Genomic DNA, 17,696 nt, shown 5'->3' with positions numbered 1-17,696 from the left:
CTCCTTATGAAATCCTTGTAATTTGGTATTCATCTTCATGGCGGAATTTGTTAAATAGACGTAAATCTACTCCAGAAAAATAACCCGGATAAAATAATATAAGCGGTGTTCTAAATGCATGATTAGATAGTTTTTTTAGTAAATGACTGGAGCGAATAAATGGATGTACTGTTCCTACACCTGTTATAAAAATCAATTCCTCGTTATCCGCTTTTTCAATGAATGCGTTCACCAACAAATCTTGATCTTCTAGTACAGTTTGAATAGCTTGAGAAAGCTCAACATAGCCTTCTTCTTCAGCAATAGTGATTAGTTCTTCTAGATCTTCTTCGAATAAACTGATAAGAAATTCAAAAAGATTGATTTCTTTAATATTTAATGAAGTTCTTTTTAATAATCCCTCAACATATGTACGTACTGTTAATTCATCTTCAGCCGGATAATCAAAAACAAAATGTGGAATTTCACTCCCAATCCCTTTTGGTGTCGTAAACCTTTCTTCATTTATACGTTCTTCCAATTGTTCTAATCGTTTATATATGGTCACTCTTAACCACCTGCCTTTAATGTTATTAATGCTTTTAACAAAGTGTCCTGTTCTTCAGCATATTGTTTAAGAGCTTGACTCACATGTAAAGGAGAGACTTTATACTCACCTTCTACTAATTCAATCATACCAGTTTCTCTGTAAAATAATAGAAGAGTACTGTTGATTTTCTTTTTTGTAGCTATATGCCAATTTGCGATTTTCTCTGATTGTTGTTCCTTTTCTTCCATGTAAAAGTTCATATCTGAAACCTGTAAAGTTCCATTCTTATGTTGATATCTATAAACAATTAATTCATAGAAATTTTCGTAGGCATATCGATAACATTTAAGGAAGCTATATAATAATAGTACTTTTTGATCAGAATTAGTGCCATTGAAATAGTATTCAGATAATGTTGGATATAATGTCTTTGCTCTGCGATAAACCATTTGAAACCTTTTACTAATAGCCGACTCACTTCTTAACAAGAAAACATTATCCTCAATTACTTTACTCCTTATTTCTCTGCGGCTAAAACCTTTGTGAAGTTGGTCTAAAACATATTCAATTTCCTGTTGGAACCATCCTTCGCTCGTAAAACCAGCTGAATATTCCATTAAAAATCCCTCGTTTCAAAATCACTAGGTAAATCGTATCTATAATTTCTATTTTAAATGAAATAACTTATTATTCAAATTATCTAAAGGAACTTCTGTAAATATGTTCATTAAAGAAAAAAGACCATCAGCTTCCTTTTAATACGTAAATGGATAAGGCAAACCACAATCGGTAACTCTAAAAGGAAATAAAAAGATGACTACTGTACGAAACCAACAATAATCATCTTGGATATTTTTGATATTAGTGTGACTTATAAGTTTAAATAAGGAAGTGCTTTTTATGCACTCCCTTTCTTTATTCATAGATTGCTATTAATCTTTACCAAAATTATATCCTTTTACATCATTTGCCCATGCTATTTTAATTATTTATATTTGATCATTTTTATAATTTATATATTGACAGTAGCTTCTAAACTCATCCTTACCATTCAGCAATAATTTCATCAATTACTTTCTTCGCTTCTTCCCAATAGTAAAATCTTTTTCGAACTTTTCTTTTTTCAATAAGTTTAAACCGAGGATCATTCAGAAATTCTTCCTCTAAAAAGCGTCGGGACATAGAGCATTTTTTACACAAAATATCAACGTCTACCAATAATAAACTCTCACTGACTTGTTCATCAATTTTTTGTTGAATATATTCCTTGATCGACTCAGTATCCAATTCTATATTTACCTTTGCTTGTGATAACACACTTTCCCCCTCTTTCTATCATAGTACCCACATTACAAGCAGCAATGAAACTTGCTGTGAAGCATATTAGCACCCAATTCTACTAATTCGAATAGCTTTTCAAAAAAATAAAAATAAATTATTTTTCTTGGGGGGTTAGAAAGGAAAATTTCATCATGTATTATGTTTAAGCTTATTAAATCAATCGATATATTTCTTTTATTTGCATTTGCCCATGCTCATAGAAAGGAATAGAAGGATGAAATTACACAAATCAAAAAAGGACCCAGAACTTTATTATTATTTTAATCCAAAAGGTGAAAAGAAATGGATGTACCGTCATAAATATTACGACCAATATGGAAAACGAAAAGAGAAAAAGAAACGGTTCGATACGGAGAAAGAGGCATACCAAGCTCTGTTAAAATTAAAAGTTGATACCATAAGAGGGGCTACCAAGCCGGTTGAATTTTCAAATTATACAGTTGCTCAATGGTTTGATACTTGGTATGAAACCTACAGCCAAAATTGGAAAATTAGTACACGTATACAGAGAGAATCTGCTATCCGTCTGCATATAAAGCCGCTACTTGGTAGTTATAAACTATCTGAACTACAAAGAACAACTTATCAAAAAGAATTCATTAATAATCTTCTAAAAAATAAAAAACCAAGTACTGTAGAATCTCTGCACAACATTTTTAAAATAGGAATTAATTCAGCGGTTGAAGACGAGATTATTTCAAGAAATCGTTTTACCAAATTAAAGATTCAAAACAAAGAGAGCAATGAAGATAAGAAAGAAAAGGAGACCATTGCTGCAAATTCTAGTATAAAGGAAAACTATTTAGAAGTTCATGAATTAGTGCTATTGTTGGATAAAGCAAAAGAAATCTTTAATATTACCAATTATACTTTATTTTTTGTTTTAGCTTATACTGGCTTGAGAAAAGGAGAAGGCTGCGGACTCTGTTGGAGTGATATAAATATGGAAAAACGTACACTTACCGTCGAGAGAACAAGAGATAACAAAGGTGTTCGTCCTCCAAAAACATTAAATAGCTATCGGACAATCGATTTAGATCAATCGATTATTGATCAGTTAAAAAAATATAAAACTTGGTGCAAAAAAACACTTTTATCTTTTGGGCATCATTTGAAGGAAGACGACTTTATTTTTATCTCCTATCAAACAGGAAAACCGCTATCAGAAAACACTTTTAATAGTTCTTTAGATCGAGCGATTAAAAAGATAGGGATAAAAAGAATCACACCACATGGGTTACGACATACTCATGCAACAGTTCTTCTAAACGATAAGGAAAATAGATCCACGGTTGAGGATGTGGCTGATAGACTTGGAAACACCCCACAGGAAATTCATAAAACTTATCATCATATTTTGCAAGAGCGCAAAAAGGAGACGGCTACTATATTTACTGAGTTAGTACGTTCTGCCGGAAATTAATCACTACTTTATAACAATAGGAATCTCAATATTTGCAGAAAAACGAACTTCCAAGATGGAGTTCGTTTTTTTATTCCTATAAAAATTTGTCGGATAATTAGATATCAATGCCACTATCTTATTACTATCTCTTTAGATGTACGAACCGAATTTACTAATCCAATTAACATCATATTTTCTTGGAAAGAGTTTCTATCATTATTTGAAATGCGTTGGTTACAAAACAGAATAAGAAGTATACATCATACAGCTAAACCATTGCATATTTACACTGACTCTTTAGATGTTTCTGACTATCTGGATACTCCCAAAAAGTGAAATATTACAGTACAAGAAGTTATGTGAAGAATATTTGGTGTATAGTATTTTTTCTCATAAGATTACTTTTGGAGAAATCGTAAATATGTCATTGACACATAAAGAACAAATAGACAACATTATTCAAACAGCTCAGAAGCATTTTGATGACAATTCATTTAATAATTACACTGATTTCTTTGAACTTATAGAGCAAAAATGTTTGGAGGGAATTCAGCTATTTGAAGAGCTTTTCAAGAATACTGATGCAAAACTCCACCTTCAAAACTATAGTTAATCTGGCTCTAAAATGTGAAAAAATGGCGCTTATTCATTACTGCAGGAAAGCGCCCGTTACTTGAATAAGTTATGGTGCAAAATTTTGTACAACATCCCTTACAAACATAAGTCCACCAATAAGAAGCAAAATTAATATTGCAGTTAAAATTAAGACTACCTTTTTGTTCTGTCTTTTTATAATAATTAATATGATTAATGCAATTAAAACAACAAATAGTAATGAATACATATTCTCCCTTTCTTAGCCCATAGATTTCAATACCTAACCTATTCCTCTTATTAAAACATTTTTTATCATTAAGCTCTTTAGCAGGTTAATTAGCTTTCAATTTTCTTTAGTTTTACTCCACTTGCAATGACTCCAATTAAACCAGCAATTACAAATATATATGCTACAAACAAAGGTGTAAAAGTAAGAGATTCGTTAAGTATTCTAAACACGCCAACAGCAAAAATAAGAAAACTACTCACAAGTGTAATAATTGTTCGAGTTTTATTCATTTTTCTCCCCCTTAAAAGTAAATAATTACCTATAAATAAGTTAACACATATAATTTTTTTGCCATTATTTCGATTTAATTCCAATTAACCTGCCAAGTAGTTTAAGTTTAAGTATAGACCTTTATAATATCCCCTTTACTTTGTTAACCACATTGAGCAGCGAGTATTAAAGTACACTTTTCTTTCCTTATCGCCTTTTCCATGCACAATAACAGAATTTGTAGAGAAGTTAATATCATCACGGTTGAGTTTTACGACTTCTCCAATACGACAATCGGTAGAATAAATAAATTCAAATAATGCATTTTCCAGAGAGGTTTCGCACGCTTCCCTGAGATGTTCTATTTCAAGTTCTGAAAGGAATTTTGGGATTCTTTTGCCCAACTCTGGTTCCTTTAGTTTAGTAGCTGGATTCTTGGAAATGAATCCTTCATCATATGTCCATTTGAAAAGTGATCGAATATAACGAACTCGATGCCCTAGACTGGACGGTTTTAAATGTTCTCCCACTTCAATTAAGTAGCTTTTGAGTTTCTCTGTTGTAAATTCACTCATATCAATATCGCCAAAAAATCTTAATAACAGGTTATATTGAAAACAATAAGTTTTCAATGTGAGAGCAGAATATCCCTCAGTCTTCTTATCCAGTTGATACTTCTCCTATGCTTCAGATAATAACATTCCACTTCACTCTCCTAGGTTTTGAAACATTTAATCTAGATTTCATAATGTTCAAAAAGAGTAAATTTATACTAGTATTATTCAACAATCTAAGATTTAACCATTTTTTAGAAACTCTCATAACCCTTGGGAGAAATAAAAAAAGACGCTTTTTTTATTTCGGAAAAGCGCCCTTTTCTTGAATAAGCTACTACATAATGCTGACGAGCTTTTCACTAGCTAATAGATGATTTTATAAAATTCCTAACATGTTCTTATGGTATAATAATCCAATATGAAGGGAGGCTTACTTAACTATGAATGGTGATGCAATATTTGCCCTTTTTCCAATTATATCTATTTTGTTTTACATAGCTCCCGTTGTATTTGTAATTTGGTTCCTTTTAAAATTTCTAAAAATACAACAGGAAAAGAACCTAATTCTAAAAAATATATCTGATAAACTAGATCAGTCGAATAAAACTAATACTTAATTTCCAACTGAAAGAGTACATTGCTCTTTCTTTTTTATTTCTCACCATTTTTATGTTAAATTTAGACGCAATTCTTTATTAGAGAATTGCGCCCGTTTGCTGAATAGTCACCTATCCCTCCTTGTCAGCAACCTTCGTATGAAGAACTGAGTTTTCGTGTCCTATTAGTTCAATCTTTTTTATAAACGAGTACAGATACGTAATTGATTACCATCTGGATCTACGACTGTCATCATGCGAAGCCCTTCAAGATCCTCATTTGGAGGCTCAACAATAAAGCTACCAATTTTGCTCTTTAACTCGCTGTACCAGCTATCAACATCTGGGACAAAAAAATGAATTAATCCACCCACTTGGCAGTCACCAGTATGTTCAGTCAAATAAATAGCCATTTCATCCTTAGTTATTTGAACAAAAACAGGAAAATGTGGTTCAAATCGATGTTCCCAGTCGATTTGAAAACCCATTCTTTCCACGTAGAAAGCCTTACTTCTTGAATAATCAGTAATGCGAAATGCAGGAATCACTTTTTGCATTTTACCCCTCCTAAATTAAGGTATCCCCATTATTTTCAATTGTTGAATTGTATTCCCTGCCCTTTTAATTGATAAATTACCAAGGAAAATAATCTGCTAATACAGTCTATCGTTGTTCTATTTTTGCGCCCGATAACGGAATATTGAAGAACTCCAAAGTTGCAAGATAGTCCTTAGCTATTTTGCTAAAGCCCCTATTAATAGAATAGAGCTGTTTAAAAGCTTATGTTCGAATGAATCAGAAATAAGCTATGATATTCAAGAGAGTAATAGCACCTACTGGTAGCCCTGTTACAATCAGTATTGTTATGAAAAAACTACTTTCAAGTGAATTTTTATATCTTTTTCTATATGTATATGTGAAAAGACAAACTCCAATATACATAACAATAATAATCGTGAAGAATATTTCGCTCGAAACCACTGTCAAAATTTTCCCATTAAAAATCAAATTTGAAAAAGATAAGTATATAAACAATAGTAATCCACTAACAATTAATGCTAAATGTTGTTTTCTGTTCATCTTACAACTCCCTTAATCACAGCTGCTCATAAAATTTCCCACCCGTTTCTGATCTTCTCTTTATATTTTAACATAAATATCCAATTAAATTTTTAAGTGTTATTCCAGATAATGGCCCGATTCTTGAATAATCGCTAATGTCAATTCCTTTACTAAATTGTCATTTAGTTTAAGTACATTTTTCCACAAAGTAACATTGATATATGAAATCAATAACTTGTAAACACTTCAATACTTAGGAAAGACATTTTCATTATTTTTGATTATAATTAACTTAAACAGAATCACTGTGTACTTTCTTTCTATCCCTTCACCCATGCTAATGAAAGGATAGATAGAGTGGAGTATCACAAATCAAAAAAGGATCCTGAGCTTTATTATTCCATTAATGATAAAGGCGAAAAACGCTGGATGTTTCGTCACAAATATTATGATTCATTGGGGAAACGTAAAGAGAAAAAGAAGCGAGGGTTTCTTTCCGAAAAAGAGGCGTACCAAGCCTTATTAGAAGTAAAAACTAATACACTACAAGGAGCTATCAAACAAGTAGAGTATTCAAATTACACCATAGCTGAATGGTTTGATCTTTGGTACGAAACGCATAAGTTAGACTGGAAGCCTACCACTCGTCAACAACGAGAGATGGCCATTCGCTTACAAATCAAGCCTTTATTGGGTCATTATAAGCTTCAAAAGTTGGACAAAACAACTTATAAACGGTCCTTTATAAATCCGCTTCTCAAAAAGTATAATGTCGAAACTGTAAAGCTATTTCATCGACTATTTAAAATCGGTATCAATGCAGCAGTAGATGATGAAATTCTACCTAGAAACCGCTTCACTAAAATTACCATTCGCGATGAAAAGGCAGAACTACTTTCCACAGGGACAAGTATAAAAGATAATTTTTTAGAAGCGCATGAGTTAAACAAGTTATTATCAACTGCAAAAGAGCATGAGAATATCACTAATTACACCGTCATGTTGCTCTTAGCTTATACCGGAGTACGTCGTGGAGAAGCATGTGGACTCCAATGGGACAATATTGACTTCTCTAAGAGAACACTTACAGTAGAACGGACTAGAGACAACAAAGGGGTACGATCACCTAAAACTAAAAATAGTTACCGTACCATCCTAATTGATGATATCTTAATCCAACAGTTGAAAACGTATAAGAAGTGGTGCAAGGAAACGAGACTAAAATTTGGACACCGTTTGAATAATAATGATTTCATCTTCATTTCCTATCAAACTGGCAAGCCTATCACGGACAACAGCATCATTTATTCACTGAGACGTATAATAAAAAAGGCTGATTTAAAACCCATTACTCCACATGGATTAAGACATACACATGCCACACTTCTCCTTAGCCAAGGTAAACGTGGGGCAAGTGTGAAGGTCGTCGCGGAACGACTAGGAAATACACCACAAATGATTCTCGATATATACGGCCACACATTTTTGGATCTAGAAGAAGAAACCGTTCAGTTATTCTCCGAAAGTCTAAGTGGGGCCAAAACTGTGGCCAATTCTGAATAACACTACTTTAAACGTTGATATATCAAGGGTTGAGAGAATCGTTGAGTTCTACTCTCGTTAATAGATTTGCTAATACAGCATTATCAAACCCTAGAAACCGCGTTGTATCAACGCTTCTGGGGTTTTTTTATTACGCTTCGTAGAATGATGTATTGGGGCTTATATTGGGACTGAATTATTAGTGTGGACAGACACATCCTCTATATTTCAGTAAATAGTTTAACTTGAAAGCTAAAACCCTTCCCTTTACACCATTTCTCTAATTTGTTTTTCCTATCTTTAGTTGTTGTGAAAAATATCAATACTGGAACTGCATTTTTTATCAATGCATTAATTCTTTATATCGTTGTATCTTCTTTTTGTTATCGATCATGTTTTATCCACTTTGACTAAATGACTTGTATAATTAATAGGTACATTATTGTAACAGAAAGCTAATTTTGCCTAATAATTTTTTAGAAGTCACATTCTCCTTATTAGGTAACTTCTTGCTGTTTGTTCATTTCAAGAAATTATTAGCTTTTAAAAAAGAACATAAAAAGACCTTCACAACTTTTGTGAAGGCTTAAATCATGAATCCTTTATAAGAAAGTACAAATAATTCTGTTAATAAAGCATCTAAAAGACCCAGAAATTACTGCAATTTCTGAGGCTTTTTTGTCATCTTCTTTGATACTGCCCAATGTTTAATTCCGAAAAATACGGCTATAAGTCTAATAAGGAGCAAAGGCGTTTTAGCGATCCCCAATTTTCTCACCACTGCCTTTGCTCCTTCCCCATAAAAAAAAGACCCCCCCAGGTCTTCTGCATTCCAATTATTTTATCAAGCCTATCGCTATAGTCTCGATTAATGTCCTCACAGAAGCATTTCGTTTTCTGATGGCTTTCATCATTGTCACAAGCTTCCTTATTTCATCCTTGGACTGTTCTTCTATCAGCCACTCAACTAGCTCTGTACTTTTAATTCGAAGCGGACCACCTTTAGCAGGAACCTTAAAATCTCTTTCCCGTTTCAATACATTTCTTACATATGCTTTGTCATAATCATATAATGTCATTAAGTTTTCTTGCAACGTTCATCTTCCTTCGATTTATTTTTTATATGTAAGCCTCAATTCAAGAAGCTGCTTCTCCTTTATGTATCATCATTTGTAAATTCATTAAATTATCTAATCTCTTACTAAGTAAAATTGTTTCTTTAGAAGTGAACCCCTTTGCCATTCCTGTTGAAATCATATTCTCTCTCAGCATTTCAATTTGTTCATTTAAATGAATACTCATATGTAAACTACCCCTTTAATAATTTCCATAGAAATTTATTCTAACAAGGGTAAACGGATACAAAAAAGGATAATCTTTCTTCAAATGTCGACAATATATAACAAATTTTGACTGAATCTACCTGTAAATTCAAGCTGTTTAGATAACATCAGTTATAAAGAACTATAAATTTCCTCCTTCAATAGTTCTTAATTCCTACTATTCTTTTTGTAAGAATATTCTTTTATTTAATTCAAGGTCTTCAGCTATATAAAATATTAAAAAAGTTACATCCTTCTTCCATCCTTAAAAATAAAGGAAGGCAGGATGCTTCTCCTACCTTCCTTTATTTGCTTATTTTTTATGACCGTCATTTTGAAGGGGAATATCTTCTCCAGCGACATTTTCCATCACGCCGTCAATAGTGCCTTCTGTATAGGTATCTGATGATTGCTCATGGGTCTCAGCAAGCCCTTTTGAGACAACATCGTTCTTTTGATAGTCTTCTGTTTCGTAGGTTTTTCCCGCTACAGGAGCATTCTGTGTTTTTTTCATCGTAATTCCTCCATTTCTTCTATTTATTATTGTTGATACATGTTGTTAGAAGGATAGGAAGATGCTTTTGAATTAAGTGTTGAACAATCTGTCTGCATTGGTTTATTTGCTGCATTCCATTGATTGAGTTTTGCATCATTATCCTCCTAGAACTTCCGGCTTTGTGTTTTCTGTGATACAAAACATATTTTGCATGGATTTGAACAATCCATGCAGTCAATCGTCTGTTTACAAAAATTTACCTACTCAGAATAAAGCCTTATATGCTTGGTAAGCAAAATAAAGTCCGAAACCAATCATTGATAAAGATGACAAAACAGAAATTACATACAGCATATTAGAATGAAGCAGCCTTCTTGCAATGCCTGAAATGAGGGCCATTATGAGATCCCATAATAAAATCCCTGAGATAATAGCCAAGCTGCATAATATGAAGGACTTATTAGAAAAGCTCTCTGCTGATTTTGCCAATACAGAGCCATATATTCCAAGCCAGAAGAGAATGGTTAAAGGATTGGAAATAGACATTAAAAACCCAGAAAAAAACGACTTAAACAAAGAATTGTCCTGTTTATTCCTTTCTGTCACATTAATTTTGGCTGTATTAATCAAGCTTTCTATTCCGGTATACGTCAGTACGAAGAAACCGAACAAATACAAAAAGGTTTTCATAAATGGTGTGTTTATAAACTGACTTACTCCAAAATAAACCATCATCATATAAATGACATCAGCCGCCAATGCACCAAGCCCGAACACCCAGGCATGAAAGAAACCATTTCTGATTCCCTTGTCCAATTGTGCAGCGTTAACAGGACCAACAGGTGCCGCCAATGAAACACCTAATAATATATAAGGAAAAAAAGTACCCATAAATCCCTCCGCATATGTATATTTACTTCTAATGTATTCAGCGGCAGGGACTTGTACCACAGAAAATTATTTTCTATTTAGAGAATAAGTCGGCACTATAAAAAAGCTTCTTGGACAAACAGTCCAAGAAGCTTTCATTTATTAATATTGAATTAAGTAGTATTTCTTTTTCCCTCTTCTAATAACGGTGAACTGTCCTTCAATACGATCCTCTTCACCTAAAACATAGTCCAAATCCTGCTTTCGCTCACCATTGACGTACACAGCACCATTTGTTATGTCCTCACGAGCTTGCCTTTTCGATGATACAATGCCAGCAGCTACTAACAGGTCAACTAGAACTGCATCACCTTCTTCATGCTTGTATGTTGGAACATCCTTAAAGCCTTGCTTAATCTCAGATGCTGTCAGGTTTTTAATGTCTCCGCTGAAAAGTGCTTCCGTAATTTTCATGGCCTGCTCTAACGCTGCTTCGCCGTGAATCATTTTTGTCATTTCTTCAGCTAGAGCTTTTTGCGCCTTTCTTAAATGAGCTTCAGCCTGTAATGATTGCTCCAATTCTTCAATTGTTTCTTTTGAAAGGAATGTAAAGAATTTCAAGTATTTAATCACATCAGCATCTGCTGTATTAATCCAGAATTGGTAGAACTCATACGGTGTAGTCTTTTCCGGATCAAGCCAAATAGCACCACTTTCTGTTTTACCAAATTTAGTTCCATCAGCTTTCGTTACAAGCGGGATCGTTAATCCGTAAGCTTTTGCACCTTCTGCACTATTTTTACGGATAAGCTCTAATCCTGTCGTAATATTTCCCCATTGGTCACTGCCGCCAATTTGCAGCTTACAGTTATGGTTTTCGTAAAGATGCAAGAAATCAAGGGCCTGTAAGATTGTGTAAGTAAATTCTGTAAAGGAAATACCTGTTTCCAATCTTGAGGAGATTGTGTCTTTTGCCAGCATGTAATTGATGCCGATATGCTTGCCGTAATCTCTTAGGAATGTAACGATATCCATCTTGCCAGCCCAGTCATAGTTATTAACCATCACCGCACCATTATCGCCACCGAAATCAAATATTTTCTCGAGCTGTTTTTGCAGACATTTAACGTTATGTCCGATTGCATCTAGTGTTTGCAGATTTCTTTCTTCGCTCTTTCCGCTCGGATCACCAATAAGACCTGTTGCTCCGCCGACAAGCACGATTGGTGTATGTCCTGCATTTTGGAAGCGTCTCAATGTCAAAAACGGAAGCAAGTGTCCGATATGCATGCTGTCTGCAGTCGGGTCCACCCCGCAGTATAAGCTGATTTTTTCGTCAGCTAAAACATCTTTTAAGCCCTCTTCATCTGTTTGCTGGTAAACGATGCCTCTCCAATGTAAATCCTCAAGTAAATTCACTATAATTCCTCCATTCGTTATTCCTTTTGATTGTTATTAACAGCGCGTGCTTTTTGTGCGGCTCTTTTTTCTGAAACAAAAAAAAGCGTCCCTGCATGAATATGCAGGGACGCTTTTTTAGCGCGGTACCACCCTAATTGAGAAAAGAAAACTTCTCTCCACTTAAAAAAGATAACGGCTCACAACCGTCTGCTGCTACTAACCCATATGAGGATTTCCCAACAGAAGCTACGGGAGGTAATTCATCCTTTTATATATGCCATTTCACACCAACCAATGGCTCTCTTAGTATAGTGATAAAAGAACTACTTATTCCCATCAACGCAATAACGAATCAATATTAGTTTGAGTTATTTTTACCATAAAAGAACGTAGCATGTCAAATGCTTTTGCGAAAAAGGTTGGAAATTATCGAACATTGTCCATATTGCCCATTGCTTTATGCTATAATGTATGTGATTTTAGGGGGAATGATACCATATGAATGAAAGCCCGAAGTGGAAAAACTATCTCCATGGTTTCCTAAGCTTCTTCACCAATAAAAAAACCGCCAAAAGAGCTCGTATCACTTATGAAGTCTCTTGGAATATTATATTGATATTCATTATTCTACTGATAGTCGGCGGTGCTTTTGCTGGAGGAATCGGTGCAGGCTATTTTGCTTCTCTTGTTAAGGAGGAACCTATCCGCTCCTACAAGACGATGCAAAAGGACATTTATAATTATGAAGAAACGTCCGAACTGTATTTTGCCGATAACGTTTATTTAGGAAAACTGCCGACAGATTTAGAACGAGAAGAAGTGCAAATAGAGGATGTATCACCATATTTAGTGGATGCGATCGTTGCCACAGAGGACGAGAACTTCTATAAGCATGATGGTGTAGTTCCTAAAGCGATAATGAGAGCATTGGTTCAGGAAGTTTCTAACAGCTCCACACAGTCTGGAGGAAGCACCTTAACACAACAGCTTATCAAAAACCAGATTTTAACGAATGAAGTTTCCTTTGAACGAAAAGCAAAGGAAATATTACTCGCATTAAGGCTGGAGAAATTTTTCTCTAAAGAGGAGATTCTTCAAGCATACTTAAATGTGTCTACTTTCGGCAGAAATGCCTCTGGCAGAAATATTGCCGGTGTACAGTCTGCTGCAAAAGGAATCTTTGGGGTGGAAGCAAAAGATCTTACATTGCCGCAGGCAGCATTTATCGCTGGACTGCCGCAAAGTCCGTTCGGCTATACTCCGTTCACCCAAGATGGAACAGTCAAAAAGAATTTAGAACCTGGTTTGGAAAGACTGCAGACGGTTCTGACAAGAATGTACAACCAGCATAAAATTACAAAAGAAGAGTACGAAAAAGCATCTGCCTATGATATAACGAAGGATTTCGCGAGCCCTGAGGCAAGTCCGACTGAAAAATATCCATGGGTTACTTACGAAATTGAAAATAGAGCGACCCAAATCATCGCTGAAATGCTTGCAAAAGAAGACGGCTATAATGCGAAGGATTTAGAGGAAGATGAAGTTCTGGAAGAGCAGTATTATGAGCTGGCTGATCGCCAAATCCATCAGAACGGCTATGAAATTCACAGTACAATCAATAAAAAAATGTATGATAAATTTCAGGATGTAGTAGCTAAATACCCATATTACGGTCCTGATAAACCACAAACTGTTACAAACAGCGAAACAGGAGAAAAGAAAACTATCATGGAGCCTGTAGAAACAGGTGCGGTGCTGATTGATAATAAGACTGGTGCTATTATCAGCTTTGTCGGAGGAAGAGATTATGACAGAGAAGCTACAAACCATAGCACAGCCCCAAGACCGAACGGTTCCACAATGAAGCCGCTGCTCGTATACGGTCCTGCCATTGAATTAGGAACACTTTCACCTGGAACAGTCCTTCCAGATGTGCCTTTGGCTCTGGACCCAGCAAGACCTGGGACAGTCTGGCCGAACAACTATGACTTCCAGTTTCATGGTCTTGTAACAGCAAGGGTTGCACTCGCTAAATCTTATAACGTCCCTGCGGTAAAGGCTTATGCGCAAATTCTGCCGCAAAAGCCTGCTACCTACTTAGAAAAAATGGGCTTTTCAACATTAACAGATGCCGATTATTCTAACAGAGCAACCTCTATTGGGGGAATAACAAACGGCGTCTCTGTTGAGGAAAATACGAATGCCTTTGCAACATTTGCAAATGGCGGAGAGTTCGTTGATGCTTATATGATTGATAAAATTGTTGATAAAGACGGAAAAGTTATCTATAAGCATAAAGCAGACAAAGTGAAAGTATTCAGCCCGCAAACATCTTATTTAACTATCGATATGATGCGGGATGTTATTAATCAAGGAACCGCTACGGCAGTTAAAAGCCGCTTGAAGTTCAGCTCTGACTGGGCTGGAAAAACAGGAACAACACAGGAATTTAAGGATTCCTGGTTTGTGGCTACTAACCCGAATGTTTCCTTCGGGGTATGGACAGGTTATGACACACCTAAATCACTCCAGAGTTCCGGGACGATGAGCTACAGCATGCGTAATAACTATTTATGGGCAGATTTAATGAATGCTGCTTACGATGTCGATTCGAAGCTTGTAGACCCGTCTGAAAGCTTTACAATGCCAGGCGGAATTGTCAGACGATCTGTCTGCTCCCTTTCTGGTTTGCTTGCCTCAGAGGGATGTTCAAAAGCGGGACTTGTTACAACAGATTTATTTAAAGCAAATGCTGTTCCGAACAAGACAGATGACAGTATCGTTGCAGGGAAATATGTGCAGATTGGCGATACGAAATATATGGCTTTAGACTCAACACCAAGTGAATTTGCTGAAAATGGAGTTATATTAAATCCTGACTATATTGAAAAACTGTTTGGAATTACTGTAACGGATCCTAGTACCTTGATTCAAAATAACACAGCGCTGAAAAATGTCGTTGTTCCATCAAATAAAATAACGGACAACGGAAAAGCTCCAGGAGCTCCAAAAATCAGCAGCAGCGGTAACACGATCACCTGGTCAAGATCCGGGGAAAAAGATGTTATCGGCTATCGTGTGTATCAAAACGGCAAAAAGGTCGCAAGCATTAAAGCGAGTGACAGTCTCTCCTATAGAGCTGGCAGCGGGGCTTATGTTGTGAAAGCAGTTGATATTGCTGGTAAAGAATCTTCTAACTCTAATAAGATAGAAGTCGGCAATAAGACAAGCGCTAAAAAAGAGGAAAACTCTAAAGCGAAAGCAGATACGGCGAAAAACACAGAGAAAAAGGAAGAGAATAAAACAGAAGCTTCGAACGAGGATAAAAACAAGCAAGAACAGACAAATGATGAATCAACTGATTCAGATAAAGAAGACTCTAACGCTGCAAGTGAGGAAGAAAAAAGCGATAATACTTGATCTTGCTGCAAAAAAGACGTTCCGTTTAACGGAACGTCTTTTTTTATTTTAATACTGTTATATATTTAGCAGAAACATAGCCGGTCTTTGAGCCTGATTTCACCTTATACCATGTCCCTTGCTGTGAAAGAATGATAACTGTTTGCTTTTTCTTTAGTTTTGTCATCACTTTTGAAGAGGTGCTTGGCTTTTGTCTTACATTTAGCACTGATGCCTTAACACTGCCTTTTTTCTCTTTAGCAGGCTTTGAAATCGTTACTTTTTGTTTAATGGTTTTCTTATATCCGTCCAAGTTTGCTGCCGTGATTTCAACAGTATAATTGCCATTTGCTATTTTGCTGATAATCCAATCAGCAGAAATAGAGCCAGATTTCACTGCTTTATTATTGGCTAATGTGGAGATCGTCTTTCCTTTTGAGTCTTTCATTATAATGGTCGTTTTGCCAGCTTTATTAATCTTCATGGACAGCTTAACTGTATTCTTCTTGTAATCGGTATTAGCTTTAAAGCTTGAAATAACAGGTGCAACAGTATCTTTCTTTACTGTTTTGTTAGTTGATGTGTTCGAGTTACTGCTTGCATTACTATATTCCTTAACAAGAGCGGTACGGGGATAATAGAACTGGAGTATTTGTTTATAATTGTGTCCAGCCTCTGCTCTGTTTTTGGCGCCATACTGACTAAGGCCTACACCGTGACCATTTCCGCGGCCTTTAATAATAATTATTCCGTTCTTTAATTCAGAAACATCAATTAAATAGCTTGGCATTTTGTCGATGCCTACCATCGCCCGAATCTTTGATGCTGGAACACCATTTAATTCTAGTGTTTTCTTTTCAGCAGTCTTGCCATCAGCTTTTATCAGCAGATATTCAACCTTTACAGATCCTTTAGAAACTCTCCCACCAGCTGACAATGCTTTTAAATCGAGTTCCAGCTTTGAAATTGTGGAGATTTTTATCTTGTTAACATCACTTGTATAGCCTTCTGTTTTCAACCAGGTTTTCATATTTTTCAGCACTTGCTGGTCTGCATCTGCTTCCTTCACAGATGTCCACCATGTGTCAGCCGCATCCAAATCCAGCTTGTCTGTCACCTGCTGCTGTTTTAGTTGGATTACCCAAGGGAACTTTTCCTTTGTAGATGGGTGAAAATCATACGCATCCTCTTCTACTGCAAAATAAGGAACTGCATTTCCTCCCCAAACACTGCTGTTTAGTTCTGTTTTGCCCCCATTGCTTGCAGAAAATACTGCATCTATTAACGTATTATTGTATTTCAGGACAAGCCCTTCTGTTTCCTTGACAGCTGTATCGCTGCGAGAATGACTTCCTGTAATCCCCCCATACACTTGCTTTGCAATAGTATCCACCATATTTGCATCATTTATATGTTTTAAGGCGTATGTTCTTGCTGCTACTGTTTGCGCCTTTAATGCTTCCATAGTCCACAGTGCTGGCATTTCTTGCGGAACGACACCCCTTAAATATGTTTCTATATCAATTTTATTGATTGGACGAATATACAATTTATTATTCTTCGTGTCTTTTTCTAATACAAATTGGAAGGACCCATAATAGCTGCGGCCATTTAATGCTAGAGAGCTATCTGTTTTCAATGGAGTTGCTGTGATTGTTCCATTCTCTAGAAGAACCTGTCCTTTGCTTGTAGACAGTTTTAACGCATTGTTAACAATACTCATGACAGTCTCTGTTCCTGCACTGACTTTTTTACCGTTGGAAAGGGTATATTCTCCATTAAAAACAACCGTAATGGAAGAATTATTGCCGAGATAATTGACAAGCTTCACTTCTAACATTGGGACTGTTTCCGCCTTTATTTGTGGTGAAAGGACAGAAATTACAACAGCACAAATAAGCAACATACACATTATCTTTTTCATCTATTTCCCCCTATTACCCATGACTATCTATCTATTAGTTATAAAAATAGTAAAATAACAATATAATACTTCTTCATTTTATAAATCTAAAGACATGATTACTAGGTGTAATTAATGGGAAATAAGACATACAAAACAAAAAAAGATGGCATCTAC

The 17,696-nt window shown here is 35.4% G+C and carries 15 protein-coding genes, 1 pseudogene and 1 other annotated feature; of the genes and pseudogenes, 4 read left to right on the top strand and 12 right to left on the bottom strand.

Annotation, left to right across the window (positions count from 1 at the left end; genetic code table 11):
- Positions 1-4 precede the first annotated feature (4 nt).
- The 3 genes from M3600_RS17135 to M3600_RS17125 form a co-directional block, all read right to left on the bottom strand.
- Complete coding sequence (locus tag M3600_RS17135) at positions 5-547, bottom strand: BREX protein BrxB domain-containing protein (protein WP_251646838.1); 543 nt, start codon at positions 545-547, stop codon at positions 5-7.
- A 2-nt stretch (positions 548-549) separates the two neighbouring features.
- The gene (locus M3600_RS17130) at positions 550-1,146 is read right to left on the bottom strand and encodes a BrxA family protein (protein WP_251646836.1); all 597 of its coding nucleotides are present in this window, start codon (positions 1,144-1,146) and stop codon (positions 550-552) included.
- A 427-nt stretch (positions 1,147-1,573) separates the two neighbouring features.
- Positions 1,574-1,846: a hypothetical protein gene (locus M3600_RS17125; protein ID WP_251646835.1), complete on the bottom strand. Its 273-nt coding sequence runs from the start codon at positions 1,844-1,846 to the stop codon at positions 1,574-1,576.
- Positions 1,847-2,084: 238 nt separating this feature from the next.
- On the opposite strand from M3600_RS17125, the gene M3600_RS17120 reads away from it, so the two are divergent.
- On the top strand, positions 2,085-3,293 hold the full coding sequence (locus M3600_RS17120) for a tyrosine-type recombinase/integrase (protein WP_251646833.1): 1,209 nt from the start codon (positions 2,085-2,087) through the stop codon (positions 3,291-3,293).
- A gap of 403 nt (positions 3,294-3,696) precedes the next feature.
- Positions 3,697-3,888 carry a hypothetical protein gene (locus M3600_RS17115; RefSeq protein WP_251646832.1) on the top strand — a complete coding sequence of 64 codons (192 nt, stop codon included), beginning with the start codon at positions 3,697-3,699 and terminating at the stop codon, positions 3,886-3,888.
- A gap of 320 nt (positions 3,889-4,208) precedes the next feature.
- On the opposite strand, the gene M3600_RS17110 is transcribed toward M3600_RS17115, so the two are convergent.
- The 3 genes and pseudogenes from M3600_RS17110 to M3600_RS17100 all read right to left on the bottom strand — a co-directional run bounded on the left by M3600_RS17110 (position 4,209) and on the right by M3600_RS17100 (position 6,081).
- Positions 4,209-4,391: a hypothetical protein gene (locus tag M3600_RS17110; RefSeq protein WP_251646831.1), complete on the bottom strand. Its 183-nt coding sequence runs from the start codon at positions 4,389-4,391 to the stop codon at positions 4,209-4,211.
- A 138-nt stretch (positions 4,392-4,529) separates the two neighbouring features.
- Positions 4,530-5,039 (bottom strand): annotated as a pseudogene (locus M3600_RS17105) (tyrosine-type recombinase/integrase); the annotation flags it as partial.
- Positions 5,040-5,724: 685 nt separating this feature from the next.
- On the bottom strand, positions 5,725-6,081 hold the full coding sequence (locus M3600_RS17100; RefSeq protein WP_251646830.1) for a glyoxalase superfamily protein: 357 nt from the start codon (positions 6,079-6,081) through the stop codon (positions 5,725-5,727).
- Positions 6,082-6,943: 862 nt separating this feature from the next.
- Between M3600_RS17100 and M3600_RS17095 the strand changes: the two genes are divergently transcribed.
- Positions 6,944-8,149 carry a tyrosine-type recombinase/integrase gene (locus M3600_RS17095; RefSeq protein WP_251646829.1) on the top strand — a complete coding sequence of 402 codons (1,206 nt, stop codon included), beginning with the start codon at positions 6,944-6,946 and terminating at the stop codon, positions 8,147-8,149.
- Between the two features lie 815 nt (positions 8,150-8,964).
- On the opposite strand, the gene M3600_RS17090 is transcribed toward M3600_RS17095, so the two are convergent.
- The 5 genes from M3600_RS17090 to tyrS form a co-directional block, all read right to left on the bottom strand.
- Positions 8,965-9,222 carry a hypothetical protein gene (locus tag M3600_RS17090; RefSeq protein ID WP_233317714.1) on the bottom strand — a complete coding sequence of 86 codons (258 nt, stop codon included), beginning with the start codon at positions 9,220-9,222 and terminating at the stop codon, positions 8,965-8,967.
- A 43-nt stretch (positions 9,223-9,265) separates the two neighbouring features.
- A complete protein-coding gene (locus M3600_RS17085; protein ID WP_233317712.1) occupies positions 9,266-9,430 on the bottom strand; it encodes an aspartyl-phosphate phosphatase Spo0E family protein in 165 nt (54 codons plus the stop codon).
- 333 nt (positions 9,431-9,763) lie between these two features.
- The gene (locus M3600_RS17080; protein WP_233317710.1) at positions 9,764-9,964 is read right to left on the bottom strand and encodes a YozQ family protein; all 201 of its coding nucleotides are present in this window, start codon (positions 9,962-9,964) and stop codon (positions 9,764-9,766) included.
- Positions 9,965-10,210: 246 nt separating this feature from the next.
- The gene (locus tag M3600_RS17075; RefSeq protein WP_233317708.1) at positions 10,211-10,837 is read right to left on the bottom strand and encodes a LysE family transporter; all 627 of its coding nucleotides are present in this window, start codon (positions 10,835-10,837) and stop codon (positions 10,211-10,213) included.
- Positions 10,838-10,978: 141 nt separating this feature from the next.
- The gene (gene tyrS, locus M3600_RS17070; RefSeq protein WP_237941808.1) at positions 10,979-12,235 is read right to left on the bottom strand and encodes a tyrosine--tRNA ligase; all 1,257 of its coding nucleotides are present in this window, start codon (positions 12,233-12,235) and stop codon (positions 10,979-10,981) included.
- Positions 12,236-12,337: 102 nt separating this feature from the next.
- Positions 12,338-12,566: a binding site (T-box leader), on the bottom strand.
- 149 nt (positions 12,567-12,715) lie between these two features.
- Here tyrS and M3600_RS17065 point away from each other — a divergent pair.
- Positions 12,716-15,637, top strand: a complete 2,922-nt coding sequence (locus M3600_RS17065; RefSeq protein ID WP_251646828.1) for a transglycosylase domain-containing protein — start codon at positions 12,716-12,718, stop codon at positions 15,635-15,637.
- Between the two features lie 43 nt (positions 15,638-15,680).
- Here M3600_RS17065 and M3600_RS17060 read toward each other — a convergent pair whose 3' ends face one another.
- Positions 15,681-17,540 carry a SpoIID/LytB domain-containing protein gene (locus tag M3600_RS17060; protein ID WP_251646827.1) on the bottom strand — a complete coding sequence of 620 codons (1,860 nt, stop codon included), beginning with the start codon at positions 17,538-17,540 and terminating at the stop codon, positions 15,681-15,683.
- Between the last annotated feature and the right edge of the window lie 156 nt (positions 17,541-17,696).

It is taken from the genome of Niallia sp. MER 6 (assembly GCF_023714395.1).
Classification (GTDB): Bacteria; Bacillota; Bacilli; order Bacillales; family Cytobacillaceae; genus Niallia.
The sequence above is the reverse complement of the archived record's forward strand: the minus strand, read 5'-3'. Positions and strand labels throughout refer to the sequence as shown.

Bases quoted from the DNA above. Each gene is read 5' to 3' on its own strand.
- M3600_RS17130 (WP_251646836.1), bottom strand. From the start codon at position 1,146: ATGGAATATTCAGCTGGTTTTACGAGCGAAGGATGGTTCCAACAGGAA.
- M3600_RS17120 (WP_251646833.1), top strand. From the start codon at position 2,085: ATGAAATTACACAAATCAAAAAAGGACCCAGAACTTTATTATTATTTT.
- M3600_RS17115 (WP_251646832.1), top strand. From the start codon at position 3,697: ATGTCATTGACACATAAAGAACAAATAGACAACATTATTCAAACAGCT.
- M3600_RS17110 (WP_251646831.1), bottom strand. From the start codon at position 4,391: ATGAATAAAACTCGAACAATTATTACACTTGTGAGTAGTTTTCTTATT.
- M3600_RS17100 (WP_251646830.1), bottom strand. From the start codon at position 6,081: ATGCAAAAAGTGATTCCTGCATTTCGCATTACTGATTATTCAAGAAGT.
- M3600_RS17085 (WP_233317712.1), bottom strand. From the start codon at position 9,430: ATGAGTATTCATTTAAATGAACAAATTGAAATGCTGAGAGAGAATATG.
- M3600_RS17080 (WP_233317710.1), bottom strand. From the start codon at position 9,964: ATGAAAAAAACACAGAATGCTCCTGTAGCGGGAAAAACCTACGAAACA.
- M3600_RS17075 (WP_233317708.1), bottom strand. From the start codon at position 10,837: ATGGGTACTTTTTTTCCTTATATATTATTAGGTGTTTCATTGGCGGCA.
- M3600_RS17065 (WP_251646828.1), top strand. From the start codon at position 12,716: ATGAATGAAAGCCCGAAGTGGAAAAACTATCTCCATGGTTTCCTAAGC.
- M3600_RS17060 (WP_251646827.1), bottom strand. From the start codon at position 17,540: ATGAAAAAGATAATGTGTATGTTGCTTATTTGTGCTGTTGTAATTTCT.